Origin of the sequence: Marinobacter fonticola (assembly GCF_008122265.1) — a bacterium.
Classification (GTDB): domain Bacteria; phylum Pseudomonadota; class Gammaproteobacteria; order Pseudomonadales; family Oleiphilaceae; genus Marinobacter_A; species Marinobacter_A fonticola.
The window spans coordinates 3,577,995-3,596,686 of the sequence record NZ_CP043042.1 but is presented as its reverse complement, the minus strand read 5'-3'; the positions used below and the strand labels follow the sequence as shown (position 1 = coordinate 3,596,686).

General features: G+C 57.3%; 15 protein-coding genes. 6 read left to right on the top strand and 9 right to left on the bottom strand.

All coding sequences use genetic code 11. From position 1 onward, the window contains the following. Positions 1 to 25: 25 nt before the first annotated feature. On the bottom strand, positions 26 to 2,275 hold the full coding sequence (locus FXO11_RS16050) for a glycosyltransferase (protein ID WP_148863967.1): 2,250 nt from the start codon (positions 2,273 to 2,275) through the stop codon (positions 26 to 28). Continuing rightward, positions 2,262 to 3,368 (bottom strand): lysylphosphatidylglycerol synthase transmembrane domain-containing protein, encoded by a 1,107-nt coding sequence (locus FXO11_RS16045; protein WP_148863966.1) that lies wholly within the window; start codon positions 3,366 to 3,368, stop codon positions 2,262 to 2,264. Before FXO11_RS16045 ends, FXO11_RS16050 begins: the two co-directional genes overlap by 14 nt. Positions 3,369 to 3,605: 237 nt before the next feature. On the opposite strand from FXO11_RS16045, the gene FXO11_RS16040 reads away from it, so the two are divergent. The 3 genes from FXO11_RS16040 (at position 3,606) to FXO11_RS16030 (ending at position 7,536) form a co-directional block, all read left to right on the top strand. Beyond that, positions 3,606 to 4,442, top strand: a complete 837-nt coding sequence (locus tag FXO11_RS16040; RefSeq protein WP_148863965.1) for an HAD-IIB family hydrolase — start codon at positions 3,606 to 3,608, stop codon at positions 4,440 to 4,442. A 37-nt stretch (positions 4,443 to 4,479) separates the two neighbouring features. Next, positions 4,480 to 5,727, top strand: a complete 1,248-nt coding sequence (locus FXO11_RS16035) for a glycosyltransferase family protein (RefSeq protein ID WP_148863964.1) — start codon at positions 4,480 to 4,482, stop codon at positions 5,725 to 5,727. A gap of 63 nt (positions 5,728 to 5,790) precedes the next feature. Continuing rightward, positions 5,791 to 7,536, top strand: coding sequence for an alpha-amylase family glycosyl hydrolase (locus tag FXO11_RS16030; RefSeq protein WP_148863963.1), 1,746 nt, complete (start codon positions 5,791 to 5,793; stop codon positions 7,534 to 7,536). Positions 7,537 to 7,695: 159 nt separating this feature from the next. Here FXO11_RS16030 and FXO11_RS16025 read toward each other — a convergent pair whose 3' ends face one another. Together FXO11_RS16025 and FXO11_RS16020 are read right to left on the bottom strand one after the other, a co-directional pair. Beyond that, complete coding sequence (locus tag FXO11_RS16025) at positions 7,696 to 8,694, bottom strand: DUF6160 family protein (protein WP_148863962.1); 999 nt, start codon at positions 8,692 to 8,694, stop codon at positions 7,696 to 7,698. Between the two features lie 243 nt (positions 8,695 to 8,937). After that, the gene (locus FXO11_RS16020) at positions 8,938 to 9,714 is read right to left on the bottom strand and encodes a substrate-binding periplasmic protein (RefSeq protein ID WP_148863961.1); all 777 of its coding nucleotides are present in this window, start codon (positions 9,712 to 9,714) and stop codon (positions 8,938 to 8,940) included. A 208-nt stretch (positions 9,715 to 9,922) separates the two neighbouring features. Between FXO11_RS16020 and FXO11_RS16015 the strand changes: the two genes are divergently transcribed. Continuing rightward, a complete protein-coding gene (locus FXO11_RS16015; protein ID WP_227545936.1) occupies positions 9,923 to 10,348 on the top strand; it encodes a DUF4864 domain-containing protein in 426 nt (141 codons plus the stop codon). 47 nt (positions 10,349 to 10,395) lie between these two features. Here the strand turns inward: FXO11_RS16015 and FXO11_RS16010 are convergent, their stop codons facing one another. Further along, entirely contained in the window at positions 10,396 to 11,073 is a 678-nt protein-coding gene (locus FXO11_RS16010; RefSeq protein ID WP_148863960.1) for a GntR family transcriptional regulator, read from the bottom strand. Positions 11,074 to 11,400: 327 nt separating this feature from the next. On the opposite strand from FXO11_RS16010, the gene FXO11_RS16005 reads away from it, so the two are divergent. Then, positions 11,401 to 12,537: an alkane 1-monooxygenase gene (locus FXO11_RS16005; RefSeq protein WP_148863959.1), complete on the top strand. Its 1,137-nt coding sequence runs from the start codon at positions 11,401 to 11,403 to the stop codon at positions 12,535 to 12,537. Between the two features lie 73 nt (positions 12,538 to 12,610). On the opposite strand, the gene FXO11_RS16000 is transcribed toward FXO11_RS16005, so the two are convergent. Both FXO11_RS16000 and FXO11_RS15995 read right to left on the bottom strand, forming a co-directional pair. Then, the gene (locus tag FXO11_RS16000; RefSeq protein ID WP_148863957.1) at positions 12,611 to 13,459 is read right to left on the bottom strand and encodes a choice-of-anchor L family PEP-CTERM protein; all 849 of its coding nucleotides are present in this window, start codon (positions 13,457 to 13,459) and stop codon (positions 12,611 to 12,613) included. A 235-nt stretch (positions 13,460 to 13,694) separates the two neighbouring features. Further along, positions 13,695 to 15,482: a monovalent cation:proton antiporter-2 (CPA2) family protein gene (locus FXO11_RS15995; RefSeq protein ID WP_148863955.1), complete on the bottom strand. Its 1,788-nt coding sequence runs from the start codon at positions 15,480 to 15,482 to the stop codon at positions 13,695 to 13,697. 312 nt (positions 15,483 to 15,794) lie between these two features. On the opposite strand from FXO11_RS15995, the gene gloA reads away from it, so the two are divergent. Further along, positions 15,795 to 16,349: a lactoylglutathione lyase gene (gene gloA / locus FXO11_RS15990; protein ID WP_148863953.1), complete on the top strand. Its 555-nt coding sequence runs from the start codon at positions 15,795 to 15,797 to the stop codon at positions 16,347 to 16,349. A 59-nt stretch (positions 16,350 to 16,408) separates the two neighbouring features. Here the strand turns inward: gloA and FXO11_RS15985 are convergent, their stop codons facing one another. Together FXO11_RS15985 and FXO11_RS15980 are read right to left on the bottom strand one after the other, a co-directional pair. Next, positions 16,409 to 17,359 (bottom strand): DMT family transporter, encoded by a 951-nt coding sequence (locus tag FXO11_RS15985; RefSeq protein WP_148863951.1) that lies wholly within the window; start codon positions 17,357 to 17,359, stop codon positions 16,409 to 16,411. Positions 17,360 to 17,751: 392 nt separating this feature from the next. Continuing rightward, positions 17,752 to 18,051 carry a ComEA family DNA-binding protein gene (locus tag FXO11_RS15980; RefSeq protein WP_148863948.1) on the bottom strand — a complete coding sequence of 100 codons (300 nt, stop codon included), beginning with the start codon at positions 18,049 to 18,051 and terminating at the stop codon, positions 17,752 to 17,754. Positions 18,052 to 18,692: the final 641 nt, after the last annotated feature.

The following is an 18,692-nucleotide window of genomic DNA, read 5'->3' as shown; positions in this document are numbered from 1 at the left end:
TTACGTTTGGAAATTGAAATCCGATCTAATCGGCTTCTGGTTGCGGGACCGTTTTACCCGACTGTTTGTGGTATCCCGCCAAAACCATACCGTAAATACCTTCCATATCCCGGGCGAAACTGTCGATGGAATAGCCTTTGGCAAAATCCAGCGCATTGTCTGCCAACTGCCGGTGAAGCGTCTCGTCGTCCATCAGCTTCAGCACGGCCTCACTCCAGCGTTCACGATTTTCCGGCGTCTTGAAGCCGTTGTAGCCGTCGCGCACGACATCGTCAATGCCGGACGAGCGCACTGCGACAACCGGCAGGCTTGCCGCCATGGCTTCGAGAATCACCATGCCCTGGGTTTCCGACACCGATGCAAACAGGAAGGTATCTCCCAGACGATAGTAGAGGGCCATGTCCTCCGGCGGGACAGAGCCCAAGAGAATGAAATTGTTCTGCAGACCGTGTTCATTGATTTTTTGCTGCAGCCGCTCGCGCTCGTGGCCGTCACCGATCATCAAGAAGCGAAAGGGTTTGCGGGCAGCGTTCTTGAGACCGGCGATAGCCTCGACCATGAAGTCGATGTTCTTCTCGGTCGACAGCCGCGAAACGCTGATGAACACATGTTCGTCTGACCCGATGCCGAGCTCTTTGCGCAAGGCCATGATCTGTTCGTCCGTGACTTGTTGGAACGCATCGAACTCAATTCCGGTCGGCTGAACGAAGGCCATGGTTTTTACCCCGATCATCCGCAGATATTCCTCGGCCGAGTAGGTGGGGATGATCACGCCGTCGCACTTGTTGGCAAACCGCTTGATCAGCGCGTGGGAGATCAGGTTGCGAAAGATGAGCCCCGGCAGGGGAACGAAATGGGCGTAGTGTTCCAGCCGGGTGTGGTAGGTATAGATCGCCGGCACCTTTAAGCGGCGCGCCATCCAGAGCCCTAGCGATCCCAGCCAGATGGGGTGATGCACGTGGATGACGTCCGGACGGAACGCGCGGATTCTACGCCGGATACGTGTGACGAAGATGTTGGCCAGACGGAACTCGCGTTGAGCGCCCATGCTGATCAGTGACGGCACCCGCAGGACGTTGGTTTCTTCTGGCGCCTGATCGCGGTAGCTGGGCGCCACCACCTTTACCTCATGCTTTAGGGCGGTGAGTCCCCGCCGCAATCGCTCGATAGACAACGGTACGCCGCCGATGAATGGCAGGTAGTTGTTGGTGAACATGGCAACCCGCAGGGTCTTGCCGCGCCAGGGCGTGGGATCGAGGTCGAAATCCGGATAGTAGTTCTTATCGACGAAAATCGCCGAGTAGAGCTTGATGATGATCAGGCCCAGCACGCACACCATCAGAAGAAAATTGACGTAGCCCACGTAGAACAGCGAGTGAATGAAGAACCAGAAGCTCTCTAGCTGCTTGAAGACCGGATGCTGGCCGATATTCAAGCGCTTTAGGCTGGTCTCGATATGGTCTGCACTCACGTCGACCCGGACGAAATGGTAGAAGCTGGTCTCGTTGTTCAGCACCAGTCCGCCGGCGCCGCCGGTGGCAACATAGAGCGTGGGGCCGTGACGCTGCTCGGAGAATAACGGCAGATTCGCCGAAAACACCGCATCCACATTGTGCTGGCGGAACAGCTTGACCAAGGCGTCGCGGAACTTGAAGTTGTTCAGGTACTCGTCTTCGTTGTCGAACAGGGTTTCCTGGTGGATCTTCTGCAGCGGGTCGGCAATGAACGCGAAGCGGTGCTTGCTTTCGTCCTGGCTCAGCAGATCGCTGAGCCAGCGCAATTGCCAACGGTAGGGGGTTTTACCGGTGGAATCGAGGAAGATGAATAGGCTGTTGCCGGTGCGGAACGAATAGAAGTACGGCCCGAAATGCTCGTAGAAGCGGAAGCTGCCGAAGTTGCTGAACTCATTATCGCCGAAGGTCAGCAAGTACGGCATGTTCAACTGGTTCAGGGTGCGGTAAATCGCCCGGTATTTGTCTTCGCCACCACTGCTGACCGCATTGCCCGCCGAGATGACAAAATCCAGGTTGGTGTTGTTGAGCATGGGGATAATCTTGCGCTCGAACACACCGACCGAGTTATTGATGTTGCCCACCACCGCGAAGCTGAACTCACTGGTGTCGTCCAGGTCGGCATGCAGCCGGTCGATCTGCTCGGTGTGGACCGCCTCGTAATCGGGCTCGAAGTAGTCGAGGTAGATCTTGTAACCCACCAGTAGAATGATCGCGAGCAGGCAAAGGTAGAACAACAGCTTGAGCGGTTTACGTCGGATCATCACGTGTCCCTGTGACTGACGGCCGGGTCTCCGCTTTGGCCCGGCGTCGGCCCGAGGACAGTTCTACCTGCATCAGTATCAGCCCAATGAACATGCCCAGGTATATCGTCAGGAAGCGCCAGGTCAGGGTGACCAGTACTAAGTGCCCGGGTGCCAGCATACTGCGGAAGAAGGTGCCGAATACCCCCTCCGAAATGCCGGAAGCGCCCGGTGTTGGGGCAAAGTACATCACAAACGTGGTCACAAAAAGAAGCCCCAGCGTGGAGATGTAGTCCACGTCGTAACCCAGCGCGACCATGATTACGGCTGGAAAACTGAACAAGCTGACCAGAAATACCAACGTAAACAGGATCGATAGGAGAACGAAACGGCGAGGCCCCCGGACATAAATCATGAAGCTGCGGGAGAATCGGGTCATCTCCCGCATCATGCGGTATTGCCAGCGGGAATGGCGCCGGGGGCTTAGCAGGTGAAACCGTCGCAACGTGCGCAACAGCCGGCTCAATAGCAGTATCAGCCAGCGGGTACGGAGCAGAACCACGGCGAAAAAACCCAGATAAAGCACGATGAACAGCGCCAGCAGTCCTGCGATGCGATCCAGAATGGCCATCCCCTGCAAGGCATCGAGCCAGAGCAGGCAGGCCGGTGTCACGGTAAAAATAAAGGCAATCGCAAGCACTGTACGAATGGTGGTCGCCGCCGTTGCGGTGCCGAGGCGCACCCCATGCCGGCGCAGGTACCAAATTTGCGCGACACCGCCGCCGGTCGCCATGGGTGTGACGTTGGAAAAGAAAATATTGATGAAGACCAGCCGGAAAATGTGTTTGAACGGCAGGCAATGGCCCAAGGCTCTAAGGGTGTAATGCAGGCGCAGCCCGTCAGACACGAAATAGACGCCCAGCAGAATGACGGCGCAGAGGATAAACCAGGGATTCAGTAGCCGCTCGTCGAACTGGAAGTTGCGTCCAGCGAACTGGGTGTAAATGGTCCAGGTGCCGGCACCACTAAAGAGCAGGAAAAGAACTATGAAGCCAACCAAGCGCCAACCGGACGTATCGGGCTGTTGTTGTCTAGGCTGATTATGACCGGCCATCAGGGGCTCTCGTTCGGGTTGCTGCGGCAGTGTACTGTGAATACAGGGGGCATTGGCAAGTGGCGGCCCAGGCAAATAGCGCGTTACCCGGGATCATGGGGTTACAAAATCGTCAGGTATTGTGGCTCCCCCCTTGCATAGGTTCAGTCTGCATATCTGCATAAAAGCAATCAGGCACGGTGGCTACCACCCAGGAGAAACAACACGCCCGTTGGGCGACACGCATGGAGAAAGCCCATGGCACGGCTGGTCATTTTTACCGACCTGGACGGCACACTGCTCGACCATCATACCTATTCCGCGGAACCGGCGCGCCCGGTATGGAACGCAGCCTTTGCAGCCGGCGTTCCTATTATCTTCAATACCAGTAAGACCCGGGTAGAAGTAGAGCACCTGCAGGAGAAGCTGGGCATCCGGCAACCTTTCATCGTCGAAAACGGGGCCGCCGTCTGGTTTCCACCGGATACGACCTTACCCCTGCCGCCGGATGCCCGCGCCCAGGACGGTTACTTTTGCAAATCGCTGTCCGTTCCGCGGGTCGAGATTCTTGAACACCTTTATGCGCTGCGTCAGCGTTACCGTTTTCGGGGACTGTCGGAAATGGGCCTGGCAGAGCTTGTGGAACGTACGGGGCTGGAACGCCGCCAGGCTCAGCTTGCGTCCCAGCGGGAGTTCAGCGAGCCGCTGGTCTGGCAAGACTCCGATGATGCACTAAAACAGTGCGCATCTGATCTGGCACGGCATAATTTGCGATTATTGCGGGGCGGTCGTTTCCATCATGTTATTGGCACCTGCGATAAGGGGCAGGCGATGAGCTGGCTTCTCGCCGTCTACCAAAATGCATTTGAGGGCGCGATGACATCGGTGGCGCTGGGCGATGGCGAGAACGATGTGGATATGCTGTCGGCCTCGGATATCCCGGTTCTGGTGCGCTCGCCGGTCAATGCACCACCGGTGATCCCGGGTCGGCCCGATGTGTGCATTACATCTTCCTGTGGTCCCGAAGGCTGGGCGGAGGCGGTGTCTTCCATCCTCAGCCGAGAGGGCATTACCGCAGCCCCCGAACAACCCTGATGCAACGCCTGGGGCGCTTCGACGAGAGGAAAACGCAATGGGTGATTTCTACCAGAACGGCATTGTAACGACGCTCCATAACCTGTCACGCCGTCCCCTTGAGGACCTTGAAGCCGAGTTGGTCCGCTTCTCCAAATCAAGACCGATGGCCCTGATCCTGCCGTGCCTGTATTCGGAACTGGAAACCGAGGCGATGCCTCGCATTCTCGAACACCTCAAACAGGTGCCGTATCTGAGTGAAATCGTCATCGGGCTGGACCGGGCCACCGAATCCCAGTACCACCATGCGCTCGAATTTTTCTCGGCGTTACCCCAGCGCCATCGTGTGCTGTGGAACGACGGGCCGCGCCTGCGCCAGATCGACCGTGAATTGAAGGGAGAGGAGCTGGCACCCACCGAACCCGGTAAGGGCCGTAATGTCTGGTTCTGCATGGGCTACGTGCTGGCTTCCGGGCGCGCCGAGTCCATTGCCCTGCACGACTGCGATATCGTCACCTACGATAGGGAGCTACTGGCCCGGCTGATTTACCCGGTCGCCAATCCCAACTTCAACTATGAGTTCTGTAAGGGCTTCTATGCCCGGGTGGCTAACGGCAAGCTCAACGGCCGGGTTAGTCGATTGCTGGTCACTCCGTTATTGCGGGCGTTGAAAAAAACATTGGGAAACCTCGACTATCTCGAATACCTGGATAGCTACCGGTATCCGCTGTCCGGTGAGTTTTCCTTCCGCAAGGATGTGATGACCGATATCCGCATACCCAGTGATTGGGGACTGGAAATCGGTGTGTTGAGCGAGATGAAACGCAACTACAGCACCAACCGGTTATGTCAGGTCGATATCGCCGATTGCTACGATCACAAACACCAGAATCTGTCGCCGGACGACGACAGCGGCGGGCTGTCCAAGATGTCCATCGATATTGCCAAAGCGATATTTCGCAAGCTGGCCACCAACGGCATCATTTTCAATCACGAATCGTTCCGCACCATCAAGGCGACCTATTTCCGCGTCGCCCTGGATTTTGTCGAAACCTATCGCAACGATGCGGAAATCAACGGGCTGAAGTTCGACGTGCATCAGGAAGAGCAGGCCGTGGAGCTGTTTGCCCGCAATATCATGAAAGCCGGTGTCTATTTCCTGGAAAATCCCATGGAAGCGCCGTTTATCTCCTCCTGGAGCCGCGTTGCCAGTGCGTTCCCTGGCGTCATGCAACAGCTGCACGACGCCGTGGAGGATGATCTGATAGACCATAGGCCGCGAGCGGCTGACACGCACTCGCAATGATGGCGGCCAGTGAACGACCAACGCTGTAGAACGCTGTAGAACGCTGTAGAGGGCATCCACGTTATGTCAGACCCAGAGGGACTACCATCGCTGGAACAACGCGTGAAAGCGCACTTGCACTGCCTTTACCCCCATGAGGATATCCCGGCGCTGTCCCGGCGTTGCCTGGACGCCTTCGGGCAGGCGCCGGATTCGCCGACGCCGTCGTCCCATCGCAATAACTGGAGCGCCGGCAGCGCCATGCTGATCACGTACGGTGATACGGTCAGGCGGGACAACGAGGCGCCGCTGCATACGCTCACCGAGTTCTGCAAAGCCCACTTCACCGGCATGATCTCTACGGTCCATGTGCTGCCATTCTTTCCGTACAGCTCCGACGACGGCTTTGCGGTAATGGATTACACCACGGTCAATCCGTCGCTGGGGCAATGGGAGGACCTCACCGAGCTGTCCCGTCATTTCATGGTGATGACGGATTTGGTGATCAACCATTGCTCCAGTCGCAGCCTCTGGTTCGAGAACTTCAAGGCTTGCCGGGAGCCGGGCCGGCGCTATTTCATCGAGGTGTCGCCGGATGAGGATGTCCGTGCGGTGGTCCGGCCGCGAACGTCGCCCTTGCTAAGGGCGGTGGAAACCGTCGAGGGAGAAAAGCATGTCTGGTGCACCTTCAGCCACGACCAGGTGGATCTGGATTTTTCCAACCCCGACGTGCTGCTGGAGTTTATTGGGATCATGAAGCTGTATATGGATCGCGGTATGCGCTGGTTCCGGCTCGACGCGGTCGCTTTCCTGTGGAAAGTGTTGGGCACACCGAGCATCAACCTGCCGGAAACTCACGAGATCATCCGGTTGCTGCGCCTGCTGATCGAGCACCGCGATCCCGAAGCGGTGGTCATCACCGAGACCAATATTCCCAACCAGGAAAACCTGACCTACTTCGGCAATGCCAACGAAGCCCACATGATCTACAACTTCTCGTTGCCGCCGTTACTGCTGCACGCGATGATCAGTGGCAATTGCCAACACCTCAAGCACTGGCTGATGACCATGCCGCCGGCTCAGCAGGGCACGGCCTACCTGAATTTCATTGCCTCTCACGACGGTATCGGCTTGCGCCCGGTCGAGGGCCTGCTCACCGACGAGGAACTGGACCGGATGATCGCGACGCTGGTGGCTTCGGGCGCGCGGATCAGCAGCCGTACCGGTCTCACCGGCGAGGTGCGGCCTTACGAGATCAACATCAGCCTATGGAACGCCATGGCGCGCACGGAAGCCTCCGGCGACCAGGATGGGCTGCAGTTTGCCCGCTTTATCTGCGCCCATGCGGTCATGATGGCGCTGGAAGGGGTGCCGGCGTTCTACATTCATAGCCTGCTGGCCACCGAAAACGACGAGGCCCGGGTCGAACACACCGGCGTCAACCGCTCCATCAACCGGCATGTGTGGAATGCCGACGAGCTGGACGAATTACTGGAGACGGAAACCCATCACCGGGACGTCTTCACCGCATTGCGCCGGCTGCTGGCCATTCGCACCAAGCAGTCCGCTTTCCACCCCAACGCGACTCAGTACACGCTGCACCTGGGCGATGGTCTGTTTGCCTTCTGGCGACAGAGTATCGACCGCCGTCAAAGCGTTTTCGCGATCCACAACATCAGTGGACAGGCGCAGGTCTTCAACCTGTCGGAACTGAATCTGATCATGACCGACGAGTGGACCGACCTGGTCAGTGGACAGACCTTCGAGGACCGGATGAAGCCGGTGACGTTGAAGCCTTATGCGTTTATCTGGCTGAGTAACCGGCGGTGAGATAGGGTTTTGCGGAGAGGGCGTCGTAACAATGTAGCCGGCGCTTCAGCGTCGGAGCAGGCCGCCGGCCTGCCGGGGTTAACCCGGGGCCCTGATGGGCCCTCCGAAGATGAATCTTCGGCTACATTTATGCGTAGTCCAGCTTCGTCGGCTGATGACTCAATGCCCGTACACCAACATGTTGGTGTTGCTGATCACAAAGTCCTCGAACTGCACGGAACCGATACTGGTGCCGCCGACCTTGAATACCGGCATGTCGATATCGGCGCGGAATTCGACATCGTGAATGGATAACCCTTCTTTGCCGGAATCGGCTCCGGTCCCGTTGGACAGCTTGGCCGTCGCGCTGGCCATGCCGAAGTGACCCAAAGTGTCTTCACCCCAGCGATTGTGGATGGCGAGGCCTTCGATACCGACACCGGCAAAACTGAACAGCAGGATGACGTTGCCCACGTCCCAGTCCAAGGAGCCGCCGGCGATTTCGAAGTGTGTATCGAACTGCAACTCGGAGCTGGATACGGTGTTGCCGTTGGCCAGGGTGCGGGTGGCGTCGCCCGCGTTGCGCACGACAATGTCGGTGGGCCCCAGGTAGCCTTCGAGCTGGATGTTGGAGAATAGGGTGGCGCTGTCTTCCGGTCCTTCAGCGCGGACCTCGCCGATAGCGAGGCGAAAGTCGACGGCTTGCAGGTAGTCCCGCATCGACGTCGGGTCGCCGGCATTCGTTGGGCCGATGTGAATCACGGCATCGCCACTATTGAACTGTTTGCCGAAGCTGCCGCCCACGGCGTATTTGTCCAGGGCGTCGGTCACATCCGGATCGGAGCGGGAGATCAGCCCGGCATTCGCGCGACGGGCAATCTCGGAGAAGCCGTGTTCCAGTACTTCGCCATCGCCAGCCACATCGACGGTCACCTTCATGTTATCGAGGGCTGTTCCGTCCGGATCGGAAAGGGAGAGGTCATAAATGCTAACCGAACCCTCATCGATATAGGAGAAGCGGTCCAGGTCGATTCGGGTTTCCAGTTCGATGGTCACGCCGGCCTGGCCGGTCACCTGGCTCAGGCTTCGGTCATCGAGGGTCTGGATTTCTGCCGATGCCAACGGGGGTGCGAGGAGCAACGGCAGGCAAAAGGCTGTGCGCTGCAGTCCGGTCATCATGATGTCAGTCCTTGGTCGCGGCAAGGTGGTCATGCCGTCTTATCTTTTTGTTATAGCAACAAAATGTTGCGAGTTCCGTGTTGTGATGGGTCCGGTTCGGACTGCTGGGGCGAAGCGGATGACATGGAGTTACAGTAGTGGTTGGGAACGGCCGGGTCTGTGACCGAAGTCACGTCCGCGGTGAATGAGGAGAACGTGAGAAAAACGACTGGACCTTGGGGAACGACTAGTACTTGGCGACAATTAGTACTTGGCGACAATAGCGTCGAATTCGCCGGACTCGCGCATAGCTTGAAGCGTCTGGTTAAATCCCTCAACGAAAGGCGCCCACTCTGGCGCAAACATAAAGCGAAAGTCGGTTTCGTCAATGATCAAGGGCTCCACCTTGAACTTGTCATCCCAGCCATGGACCTGGATCAGCCAGCGACCACTGCGTAAGTCGCTCACCAGGCCGTCGAAGCGATCGGCGCTGTGCAGACGTTGAAACATGGATTGCGCATCCGGCACATTTAAGCGGGTAATTTCCCCGGTGTCGAAGTACGGCTCCAGCGTGGGGTAATGGTAGCCGAAGCGCGCCAGTAGGGTCCCTCCAGCAAGGTCTTCGATTTCATTCACCTGCAACGGGTTGTCTGCCTGAGTGAAGATAACGTCCTGAACCTTGAGCACGCTGTCACTGAATACAAATTGCTCCGGCTGGGTGCTCCATTCAAGGGCGCGCATTGTTGCGTCCAGCTGGCCGGAGAGCAGAAAGTCGTCGACACGCTTGGTGGGGATTTCGCGAGCGTCCAACGCCAGATTATGGGCTTTGGCGATAGCGCTCATGACATCCCACATGATGCCCGAAACAGCCCCGCCTTCGTCGATGATGGTATAGGGTGGATAACCGCCGGTGGCAACGTTCAGCCGCAGGACCGAGTGATCATGGCCGGCTGTTTCGGGGAGGGTCTGCGCAGATAGCGTTGCTGACGTTGGCAATGCGAAAAAAAGCGTCAGCAACAACACAATGTGGCGCTGGATCATGGGGCGACGGTCTCGCTCTTATGTTTTCGTCATATTATTACCATAACAGCCTGACTGAAAGCTCCTTTTTGAAAACGTCTATTCTGTAAGTTATGTACTCCTTATGACGTGCGGGGCATCCATGAGGGGCACGGACGCGTATTGCCCAATAGGCATGCCTGCTTCATTGGGCGCTGGGCAAGACATGAACGGTGAGGGCGATAGAAACATGAAGTCCCGGAACAGCTTTTTACACTGGCTGGCTTTAACAGTAGTTGCTCTGATATTCGCTGTGGGTGCGCAAGCCGACGAGAAGAGCCACGAGGCCGTGCAAGCTGTTATCAATGCGCAGCTCGACGCGTTTGCCCAACGGAACGATGCGCTCGCCTTCAGTTACGCTTCCCCCGCTATTCAGCACGGGTTCTCCAATGCCGAGGCTTTTGGCGATATGGTGCGCAAGAAATATCCCGCCGTTTATGGCGCCTCGACCGTGCGCTTTCGCGAACAGGTCCCGCACCCGGGGTTTGTCGTGCAGAGAGTCCTGTTGGTGGGCCCCAAAGGCCTCTACTGGGACGCGTTCTACCGGATGGAGCAGCAGGACGGTGCGTGGCGTATCGGCGGTGTGGTCCTGAAGCCGCGTGAATTGGGTATCTAGCACTTTTGGGCATCTAGCACTTACAGGTGTTAAGCGACGCTAGCCACTCAGGACGTGAAGGCGTCCTCCGGTTTCAATGCCTGAAGAACCAACGCTTTCTGGTGCGACACAAAGTCTACGATCCGAGCCTCGGCTGCGTCCGCGTCCCGGGCCAGCACGGCCTGCATCAATTGCTCGAAAAATAACCCCGTTTGATCCAGATCCTGCCGATACCGGTCAGCACAGAAATAGTACGTCCGGCTCACCGCTGGCTTGAAGTTGGTCAGCGCTTCGGTGAGGTAGGGGTTGTTGACCACCGCGCAACAGACCGCCATCACGTCGAAGCTGGCCTGCACAACGGCAGAAATGTTCGGTGAATCCGCATGCGACTTGGACGTGGCCTTATGGACGACGGCCAACAACGATTCGCGATCCTTTTCCTGCCAACGTTCGCTGAGACGACGGGTTAGCATGATCAGCAGATGCATATAAACGTCGTAGAGTTCCGAGGTGAGGTCGGCGTCAAGCCGGCTGGCGCTTGCACCTTTACGCGGCGTGATGTCTATCAGATGCCAGCGCTCCAGCGTATAGAACGCCTCCTTCACCGAAGCGCGACTGACATTCAGCTCTGCCGCAATGGTTGCTTCCTGCAAGCGTTCGCCGGGCTTTATATCGCCGGTCATCAGGCGATCGGCCAGGTAATGGGCGATTTGCTCGGCCAGGGTATTAGGCGCCTGAAACTCCATGCTGTCCTTCCAAGTGGGTCCACGGGTCTGTGAGCGGTACGCCGACAAACCCTCATTAACCGAATAGCGCTCCCTTGCATGCGCCGGTCTTAACCGGAGCGCTTGTTCATCAAGGGCTTTCGAGCCGGCTCATAATAGCACAGCGTTTCAAGGTTAGCGGTCATTCACATCGGTCGCTTTCCGCAACCTTGAAGCGGGACCAGAACGCAAGTTGACGATTGTTGTATTGTAGGACAATATATCGAGAAGGTGTCATGCCTTTGATTGGGTTAGTCAAATAACTGGATTAGTCAAATAACAACGTCATTCCTACGAAACGAGGCCCTCATGAATTCACAGCACGCTATACAGCGCAGCGCGTCTACCCGTCGCCGCTTGTTGCTTCGTCTGAAGAAGTACAGCTTTCTGATCGCCATGCTGCCCCTGGCTCTGCCACCTCTGCTTTTAACTGCCGGCGAAGCCACCGGCCTGGTTAATCTGTTTGCCTGGGGCGTTCCGTTTGTGGTGTTCGGGATTATTCCGCTGCTCGACCGGGTGCTCGGACAGGACGCGCTGAATCCTGACGAGCAGGCGGATGTCCCTCACATGAATAACGAAGCGTTCTACCGTGTTATGACCTTGGGCTGGGTGGCCGCTTATGCGGCGATCCTGGTTTGGGGCATACAGCTGTTAGCCAGCGGTAGGTTCGATGCGTTCGGATCGGTGGGCTGGGTGGTTTCGATCGGCATCGTTGGCGGGCTAGGAATCAATGTCGCCCACGAGTTGATTCACAAGGACGGAAAGCTCGAACCCTGGGCGGGCGGCGCTCTATTGTCGCTGGTCTGCTACGGCGGCTTTAAGGTCGAGCATCTGCGGGGCCATCATGTTCATGTTTCCACGCCGGAGGACGCCTCGTCGTCCCGCTATAACCAGTCGCTCTACGACTTCCTGCCCAAGGCGTATGTGCGCAATTTTCTTAATGCCTGGCGGCTGGAAGCAGTACGCCTTAAGCGCAAGGGCCATTCGCCCTGGAGCTGGCGCAACGAGCTGATCTGGTGGTATAGCCTCTCGGCATTGGTGCTGCTGGGATTGACCGCCGGCTATGGGTGGTTGGGCGCGATCTACTTCCTGGGTCAGAGCTTTATTGCATTCACATTGCTGGAGATCGTCAATTACCTGGAGCATTACGGCCTGCATCGCCGCAAGCTGGACAACGGACGTTATGAACGGACCCTGCCGGAGCATAGCTGGAACTCCAACTACTTCCTGACCAACGTATTCCTATTCCACCTGCAGCGTCATAGCGATCATCACGCCTATGCCAAACGACGCTACCAGGTGCTGCGCCACCATGAGATTGCACCGCAACTGCCTGCCGGCTATGCCGCAATGGTGGTGCTGGCGTTATTCCCGCCGCTTTGGAGGAAGGTAATGAACCCGAGGGTGGAGGCTTATTACCAAGGGGAGGAGTACCAGTTGCTATAATAAGCGGCATTAAATTGGTAATGCACAACAGGTGCCGTCGATCTGTCCTGTTGTGCATTGAATGCCTTGCGATTCAGTGCCGGCGCCGGCGCAATGCCATGCCGGCAACTCCGGCAACTAAAAGCCCAAATGTCGCGGGCTCCGGGACTTCCACGGGTGGCGTAGAGCTGACGGATAGCGATCCGGCCCTGATGAAAGCCCCCGAATCAAAGATATGGTCTCCGCTATCGGCGATAGCCAATTTAAGCGAGTGCGTCCCTGCGGACAGGCCCAGAACCGAAGCGGTAAGGACGTCGGTAAAGCCGTCGTATTCGATGTCTAGAAAGGGTGGAGCGTTGTTATCGTTGAAGACGTCACAGTTGCTGGGGGGGACATCAGGATTGATGCGGCCACAGTTAACACTGTTAGCTGATATTGGTTCACCGCCGATAGTCGCGATGTTGATGCCATCCAGAAACACCGCAAAGTAGTCGGCCAAGAACGTATTGATTGAATCTGGGTAATCTTCAGAGGCAAACACATAGTCTAGAGAGAGGGTGCCGCCATTCGAGGTAAAGTCGAACTCCAGCACATTGGCATCGAAGGTCTCGATTTCCGCCAGCGTGTCCATCTGACTGTCACCCATCATCTCGACATCAGTGCTGAGATCAAAAAACTCGTTAGGGCCCAGGGCATTTTCGGCGAGTCCGGTAGTAAGAAGAATACCGCTGCCGATACCGATGACGCCACCTTGGGAAAACAGCCCAGCCTGGCCGTCCGCACCCACGTAATTAACAGTTCCCGGCTCAATGGTGACTCCAGAGCCAGCAATAGAGTTGGCGAGCGCAATGCCACTATTGGAGGGCGTAATGGCCAGTGCGAAAGCCTGGCTGCTGGCGAAGGCGAGGCTGCCAGCGACTAATAGCGTTTTGAGTCCGTTCATGTTCGGTTACCTTGTCTCGCTCTAAAAGTTTGTTTTTTCCCGGGCCGCGTAATCTCGGCAAACCGCTACCAGCAAGATTCAGACCGTAGTAATACAAAACAGGTAGTTAGCGGAGATAGACATGGTTTGATGTGAAATGTTGTAAAAACAACTGACGCTTTTTTAGGCACTTAATCAGAATAAACGGGGCCCATGTCAGCATAGACTGGACCCGATACTCGCAGGGGCCGGCGGCTCAGTCTTTGCCGCGCTCTTCCTGATCCTGTTCAAAGAGTTGACGTAGCTCGTCTGCAGCTTCCTTGGCGGACTGCAGAATCTTGGCGGGATCGTGGTGCATGCCGTGCTGACGGGCCAGGTTGCGCTCGTCGGCGTCCCGAAACAGGCCAATCAGCTCCCCGGCTTCTTGGCGCTCTTTACCTAGACCGACCAACATTTCCTCCGCCATGAACAGCGATGAATGATAGGTTTCCCGGACTAGCCAGCGCACGCCCGCGTCCATAAGAAGGTGGGCGTGCCGGCGGTTACGGGCACGGGCGAGGATGCGTACCTCGGGGAAATTCTGCCTGACCAGGCGCGCCGCCCGAACCGACGCGTCGATATCGTCGATGGCCAGAATGAACACCTTGGCGTCGGCCACCCGGGCCGCATTCAAGACATCGATCTGCGAGGCGTCGCCGTAATGAACCTTGTTGCCGAAACGGCGCACCACGTCCACCTGTTCCGGATTGACATCCAACGCAGTGAACGGGATTTTGAGCGAACCCAACACCCGCCCGCTGATCTGTCCGAAGCGGCCAAAGCCCGCAATGACCGCGCCGGTGCGGCCGTCATTGATTTCATCGAAGGGCTTTTTGTCGGAGGGCGCGAAGCGGACGACCAGCCGCTCGAACACAAAGAGAGCCAGCGGCGTCAGCACCATGGATATCGTAACGACAGCCACCAGTTGTTCGCGCAAGTCGCGCTCGATTAAATCCAGCTGGCCCGCCAGGGAAAAGATCACGAAGCCGAATTCACCGCCCTGACTCAACAGCAGCCCCAGATGCAGCGCACTGGCGCCACCCAGCTTGCCGCCCCAATGTCCGATGGACGCGATCAGCAGTGTCTTGATCAGCATCAGACCGGCTGCGCAAGCGAACAGGACAAGTGGATCCGACAGCACCCGGTTGAGGTTCAGCGTCATCCCCACCGAGATGAAGAACAGGCCGAGCAGCAGGCCCTTGAAGGGTTCGATATCCGCTTCAAGTTGGTGCCGGAATTCCGAATCGGCCAGCAATACACCGGCGACAAAAGCGCCCAGGGCCATGGATAGTCCCGCGATCTCCATCAAATAGGCGGTGCCGGAAACCACCAGCAGAGCCGCCGCAATCGAGACCTCCCGCACCCGGGCCGCGTGGATAAAACGTAGGCAGTGGCGTAACAGGTAGCGCCCGGCGATTATGATGGCGCCGAAGGTGAGCGCAATGCGCCCGGCATCCACCAGCATATCCTGCCAGGACATATCGTCCGCATTGCCACCACTGGCGAGAAACGGCAGGAAGGCCAGCATAGGCACCGCAGCCATATCCTGGAACAGCAAAATGGTAAAGGCCAGGCGACCATGGCCGGTGGCCAGTTCCTTCTTCTCGGCTAGAAGTTGGAGTACGAACGCCGTCGAGGACAAGGCCAGACCGCAACCCAGCACAATAGCCAGGGTCGTCGTTTGGCCGGCCATCAGTACCAGTCCGCCGATAACCGCCATGGCCGACAGCACCTGCAGCGACCCCAGCCCGAAAATGGGTTTTCGTAGCGCCCGCAAGCGCGAGAATTGCAGCTCCAACCCGATCACGAACATCAGCAACACAACGCCGGATTCGGAGAAATGCAGCATGTTGTCCGCGTCGCCCACCACGCCGAGGCCATAAGGACCTATCAGCATACCGGCGGCAATGTACCCGAGTAGCGCCCCCAGACCGGCCCGTTTGAAAAGGGGGACGGCGATGACAGCCACCAGGAAGAGAACGACAAGTTGACCGAGTGGGCTCATTCGAATCCTTATGCTGATGCACGGTGTTAAGAGGACGCCAGGCCAGGGTATGCCCGGATGTCGAACCGGCTATTGTCCATTAGTTTATGCGCTTTGGCGCATAGCGTGGCTTGAAAGTTCGATATAGACGCCCCATCGTGGTGATACGGAGTTGTTGGGTAAACCTATTCGTGTGCTTTGCCATGTGCTTTGCAGGAGCAGGTTGATTCAGCCATTTCGTACCCAACAGGGCTCCCCCTGCGATTTCCCATCCATTCCCTCGTGGTGTGCCGTTGCGCGCACCGACAGAAATAGCCCTACAGGAGAACAGGCATGTCCCCCCATTTTGAGGAAGCGCCCGGCCTTTCGGAGGAGATTGATCCGGCGACGGAAGGTTACGTTTTTAACCAAACCATGATGCGTATCAAAGACCCCGAGCGCAGTCTGGATTTCTATACGCGTGTGCTGGGTATGCGGTTGATTCGCAAGCTCGACTTCCCGGAAATGAAATTTACCCTCTATTTTTTGGGTTACCTGGATGATCGTCAGGCGGTCACGGTGCCGCCCGGTGACGCCCATCGCACTACGTATATCTTCGCTCGCGAGGCCATGCTCGAACTGACCCATAACTGGGGTACGGAAGATGATGCCGATTTCGAGTATCACAATGGCAATGACGAACCCCAGGGCTTTGGCCATATCGGTATTGCCGTGCCGGATGTCTATCAGGCGGCAGAGCGTTTCGAATCGCTGGGTGTGCCCTTCGTCAAACGCCCGGACGACGGCAAAATGAAAGGCTTGGCCTTTATCAAGGATCCGGACGGGTACTGGATCGAAATTCTCCAGCCGAACATGTTCGAGCGGCAGCGGAGAGCATCTGAGGCCTGATTGCGATAGAAACCGAAGGCCGGGATGCCCGGCCTCTTTTTTGGCGCCGCAGACGGTGTTCACTCGTCCGGCGTTGAACGCCCTTCGCCGCCATCCCCGGACGGCGACCCGCTCCGCGAAGCCACCAGGACCGACACCGTCAGCACGATCGCTCCCATCACCCCGAGCATCCCCAACGCTTCCCCTAGAATCATCCACGCCAACATGGCTGCAAATAGCGGCTCCAAGGTCACGATAATGCTCGACGTGGTTGCCGGCGTACTCTGCATACCTCGAAAGAAACACACGTAACCCACGCAGGTGGGCACGATGCCGATATAGCCGATCAGCAGCCAGGCTTTCAGATCCAGGTTTGCGAGCCCACTGAGCCCGCCACTGAACCCGGCGATGGGCGCAAGCACGATAGCGCCGGTCATGAAACACACGAAAGCCGTGGCATACACCGATGAGCCGCCAGACAGGTGCCGGCTGGTCAGCGTAAACCCGGCATAGATCGCCGCAGCCAATACGGCAATCAACACGCCGCTGACTCGGGCGGCATCCGGGCTGCGAATATCGGTCGACACCAGCATCAGCGTGCCGATGATGGCCGCGACCAACGCCAGCACCGTCGTACGGTTGGGCCGCTCTCCCAGCAAAGGCGCTGCCACTAAGGCGACCAGGACCGGTGACAGGCACAGGGCAATCAGCGTGGCGATACCGGCGCCGGTGAGGTCGACCGCCAGAAGGTAAGTCCCTTGGTAGCCGGCCTGGAAAAATCCCAGCACAACCAAGCCAAACAACACTCTTCGGTCTAACGGTACGCGCCGTTTACGTCCCTCGGTCAGCATCAGCAAAAAGAAGAACGGAAAGGCAATGCACAGTCGCAGGAAAGCCAGCACGATGGGCTCGAGGTGTGTTTCCGTGAACAGGGTCTTGGCGGCAATACTGGTGGTTGCCCAAAGAGCCGCGGCTGTAGCAATCAGCAGGGCTCCGCGAGCAGCCGCGGAACGTTGACTAAGAAATTTCATGATGGGTCTCGTGTCCGGTTAAAGAAAGAAAACGATAGAAAAACTGGAGAACCGGACAGGCGGGTGAATCGACGAATGCCTAGTGCACTGAGGCTCCATAGAGCCAGCATTTCGTCGGTAGGAAAACACCTCCGGTTCAGGACCGGACGGGGGGTGGTGTGCGTTTTCCGAAGATAAGCGTGTGTGTCGTCATGTTGGCGAGGTTAACGGGAAAGTCGAAAAGCGGCAACCTTCGAGAGTAGATGGGGTAGGAATTGAGCAATTTAGGAATTGAGCAATTAAAGGGGAGGGCAGGCCGAAAAAAAGGGAAGTCTCAATGAAAGGCGACCGGCGGGCACTCGGAGTGCCCGCCGGTCTGACGGAAGCTGGTGCGTCTCTACGACGTTATATTTTTACTGAACAGTGATCAGCTTCCGGTTCTGCTCCAAGGTGCGCGCGCCAATACCCGTCACCTTGCCCAGGTCCGCAGCGGAGACGAAGGGACCGTTAGCCTCGCGGAAGTCCACAATCGCTTGCGCCTTGACCTCGCCGATACCTTCGAGTTGCTCGGATAGGGTCTTCGCATCCGCTGTATTGATATTAACCTGAGCGGTAGTGGCTGCAACCGGTTCGGCGGGCACCGTGGCATCGGCCAGGGCGAAGCCGGAAGCCAGGGTGGCGATGACGAAGAACGCGCTAATTAGCATTTTCATGACATTATTCTCTGGTTGATTTTCTTTTGTGTCAGCGCAGGAATTCATCGCGACCACAACGGACCGCAGAAGGTCCTCCTGCAATGGAAAACACGTGCTGGGCAGACGTTCAGGTGTGCCGATGGCGTACTGGAAAGCGGATATAGGAAAAGTGGCAATGAGAAGAAGTAGCAATGAGAAGAATAAGGGGGAAAAGAGTAGAGGGTTAAAGTCACGGAGTGGGGCCCACAATCCTTGTGCGCCCGTTCCGTGGCTTTACCAGCCTTGTCCCTGAGGCCTGCATATCCCTATCTTGCCCTGTCCCTTAGGCGGATATTTCCCTATGTCGCCCGATCCTTCGGGCTGTCTTCCCTGATTGCCTGATCCTTCAAGCTGTTCGTCCCTGATCGCCCAATCCATCGAGCGATTTATTCCTCGGCGATTTCTGATCCTTCAGACGGCTCATCCCTGATCACCCGGTCCATTGGGTGAATGCTTCCCTATTATTGTGCCTGATCCGTCAGGCCGTTCCTCCCTGATCACCCGATCCTTCAGGTGAGTGCGTCCCTATCGTTGCCTGATCCTTCAGGCCAGCACGTCCTTGTCCTGCTTCCTTGCAGTTTTGCGTCCTTGCTGAAAACAAGTTTACTGGAATTCGGGGT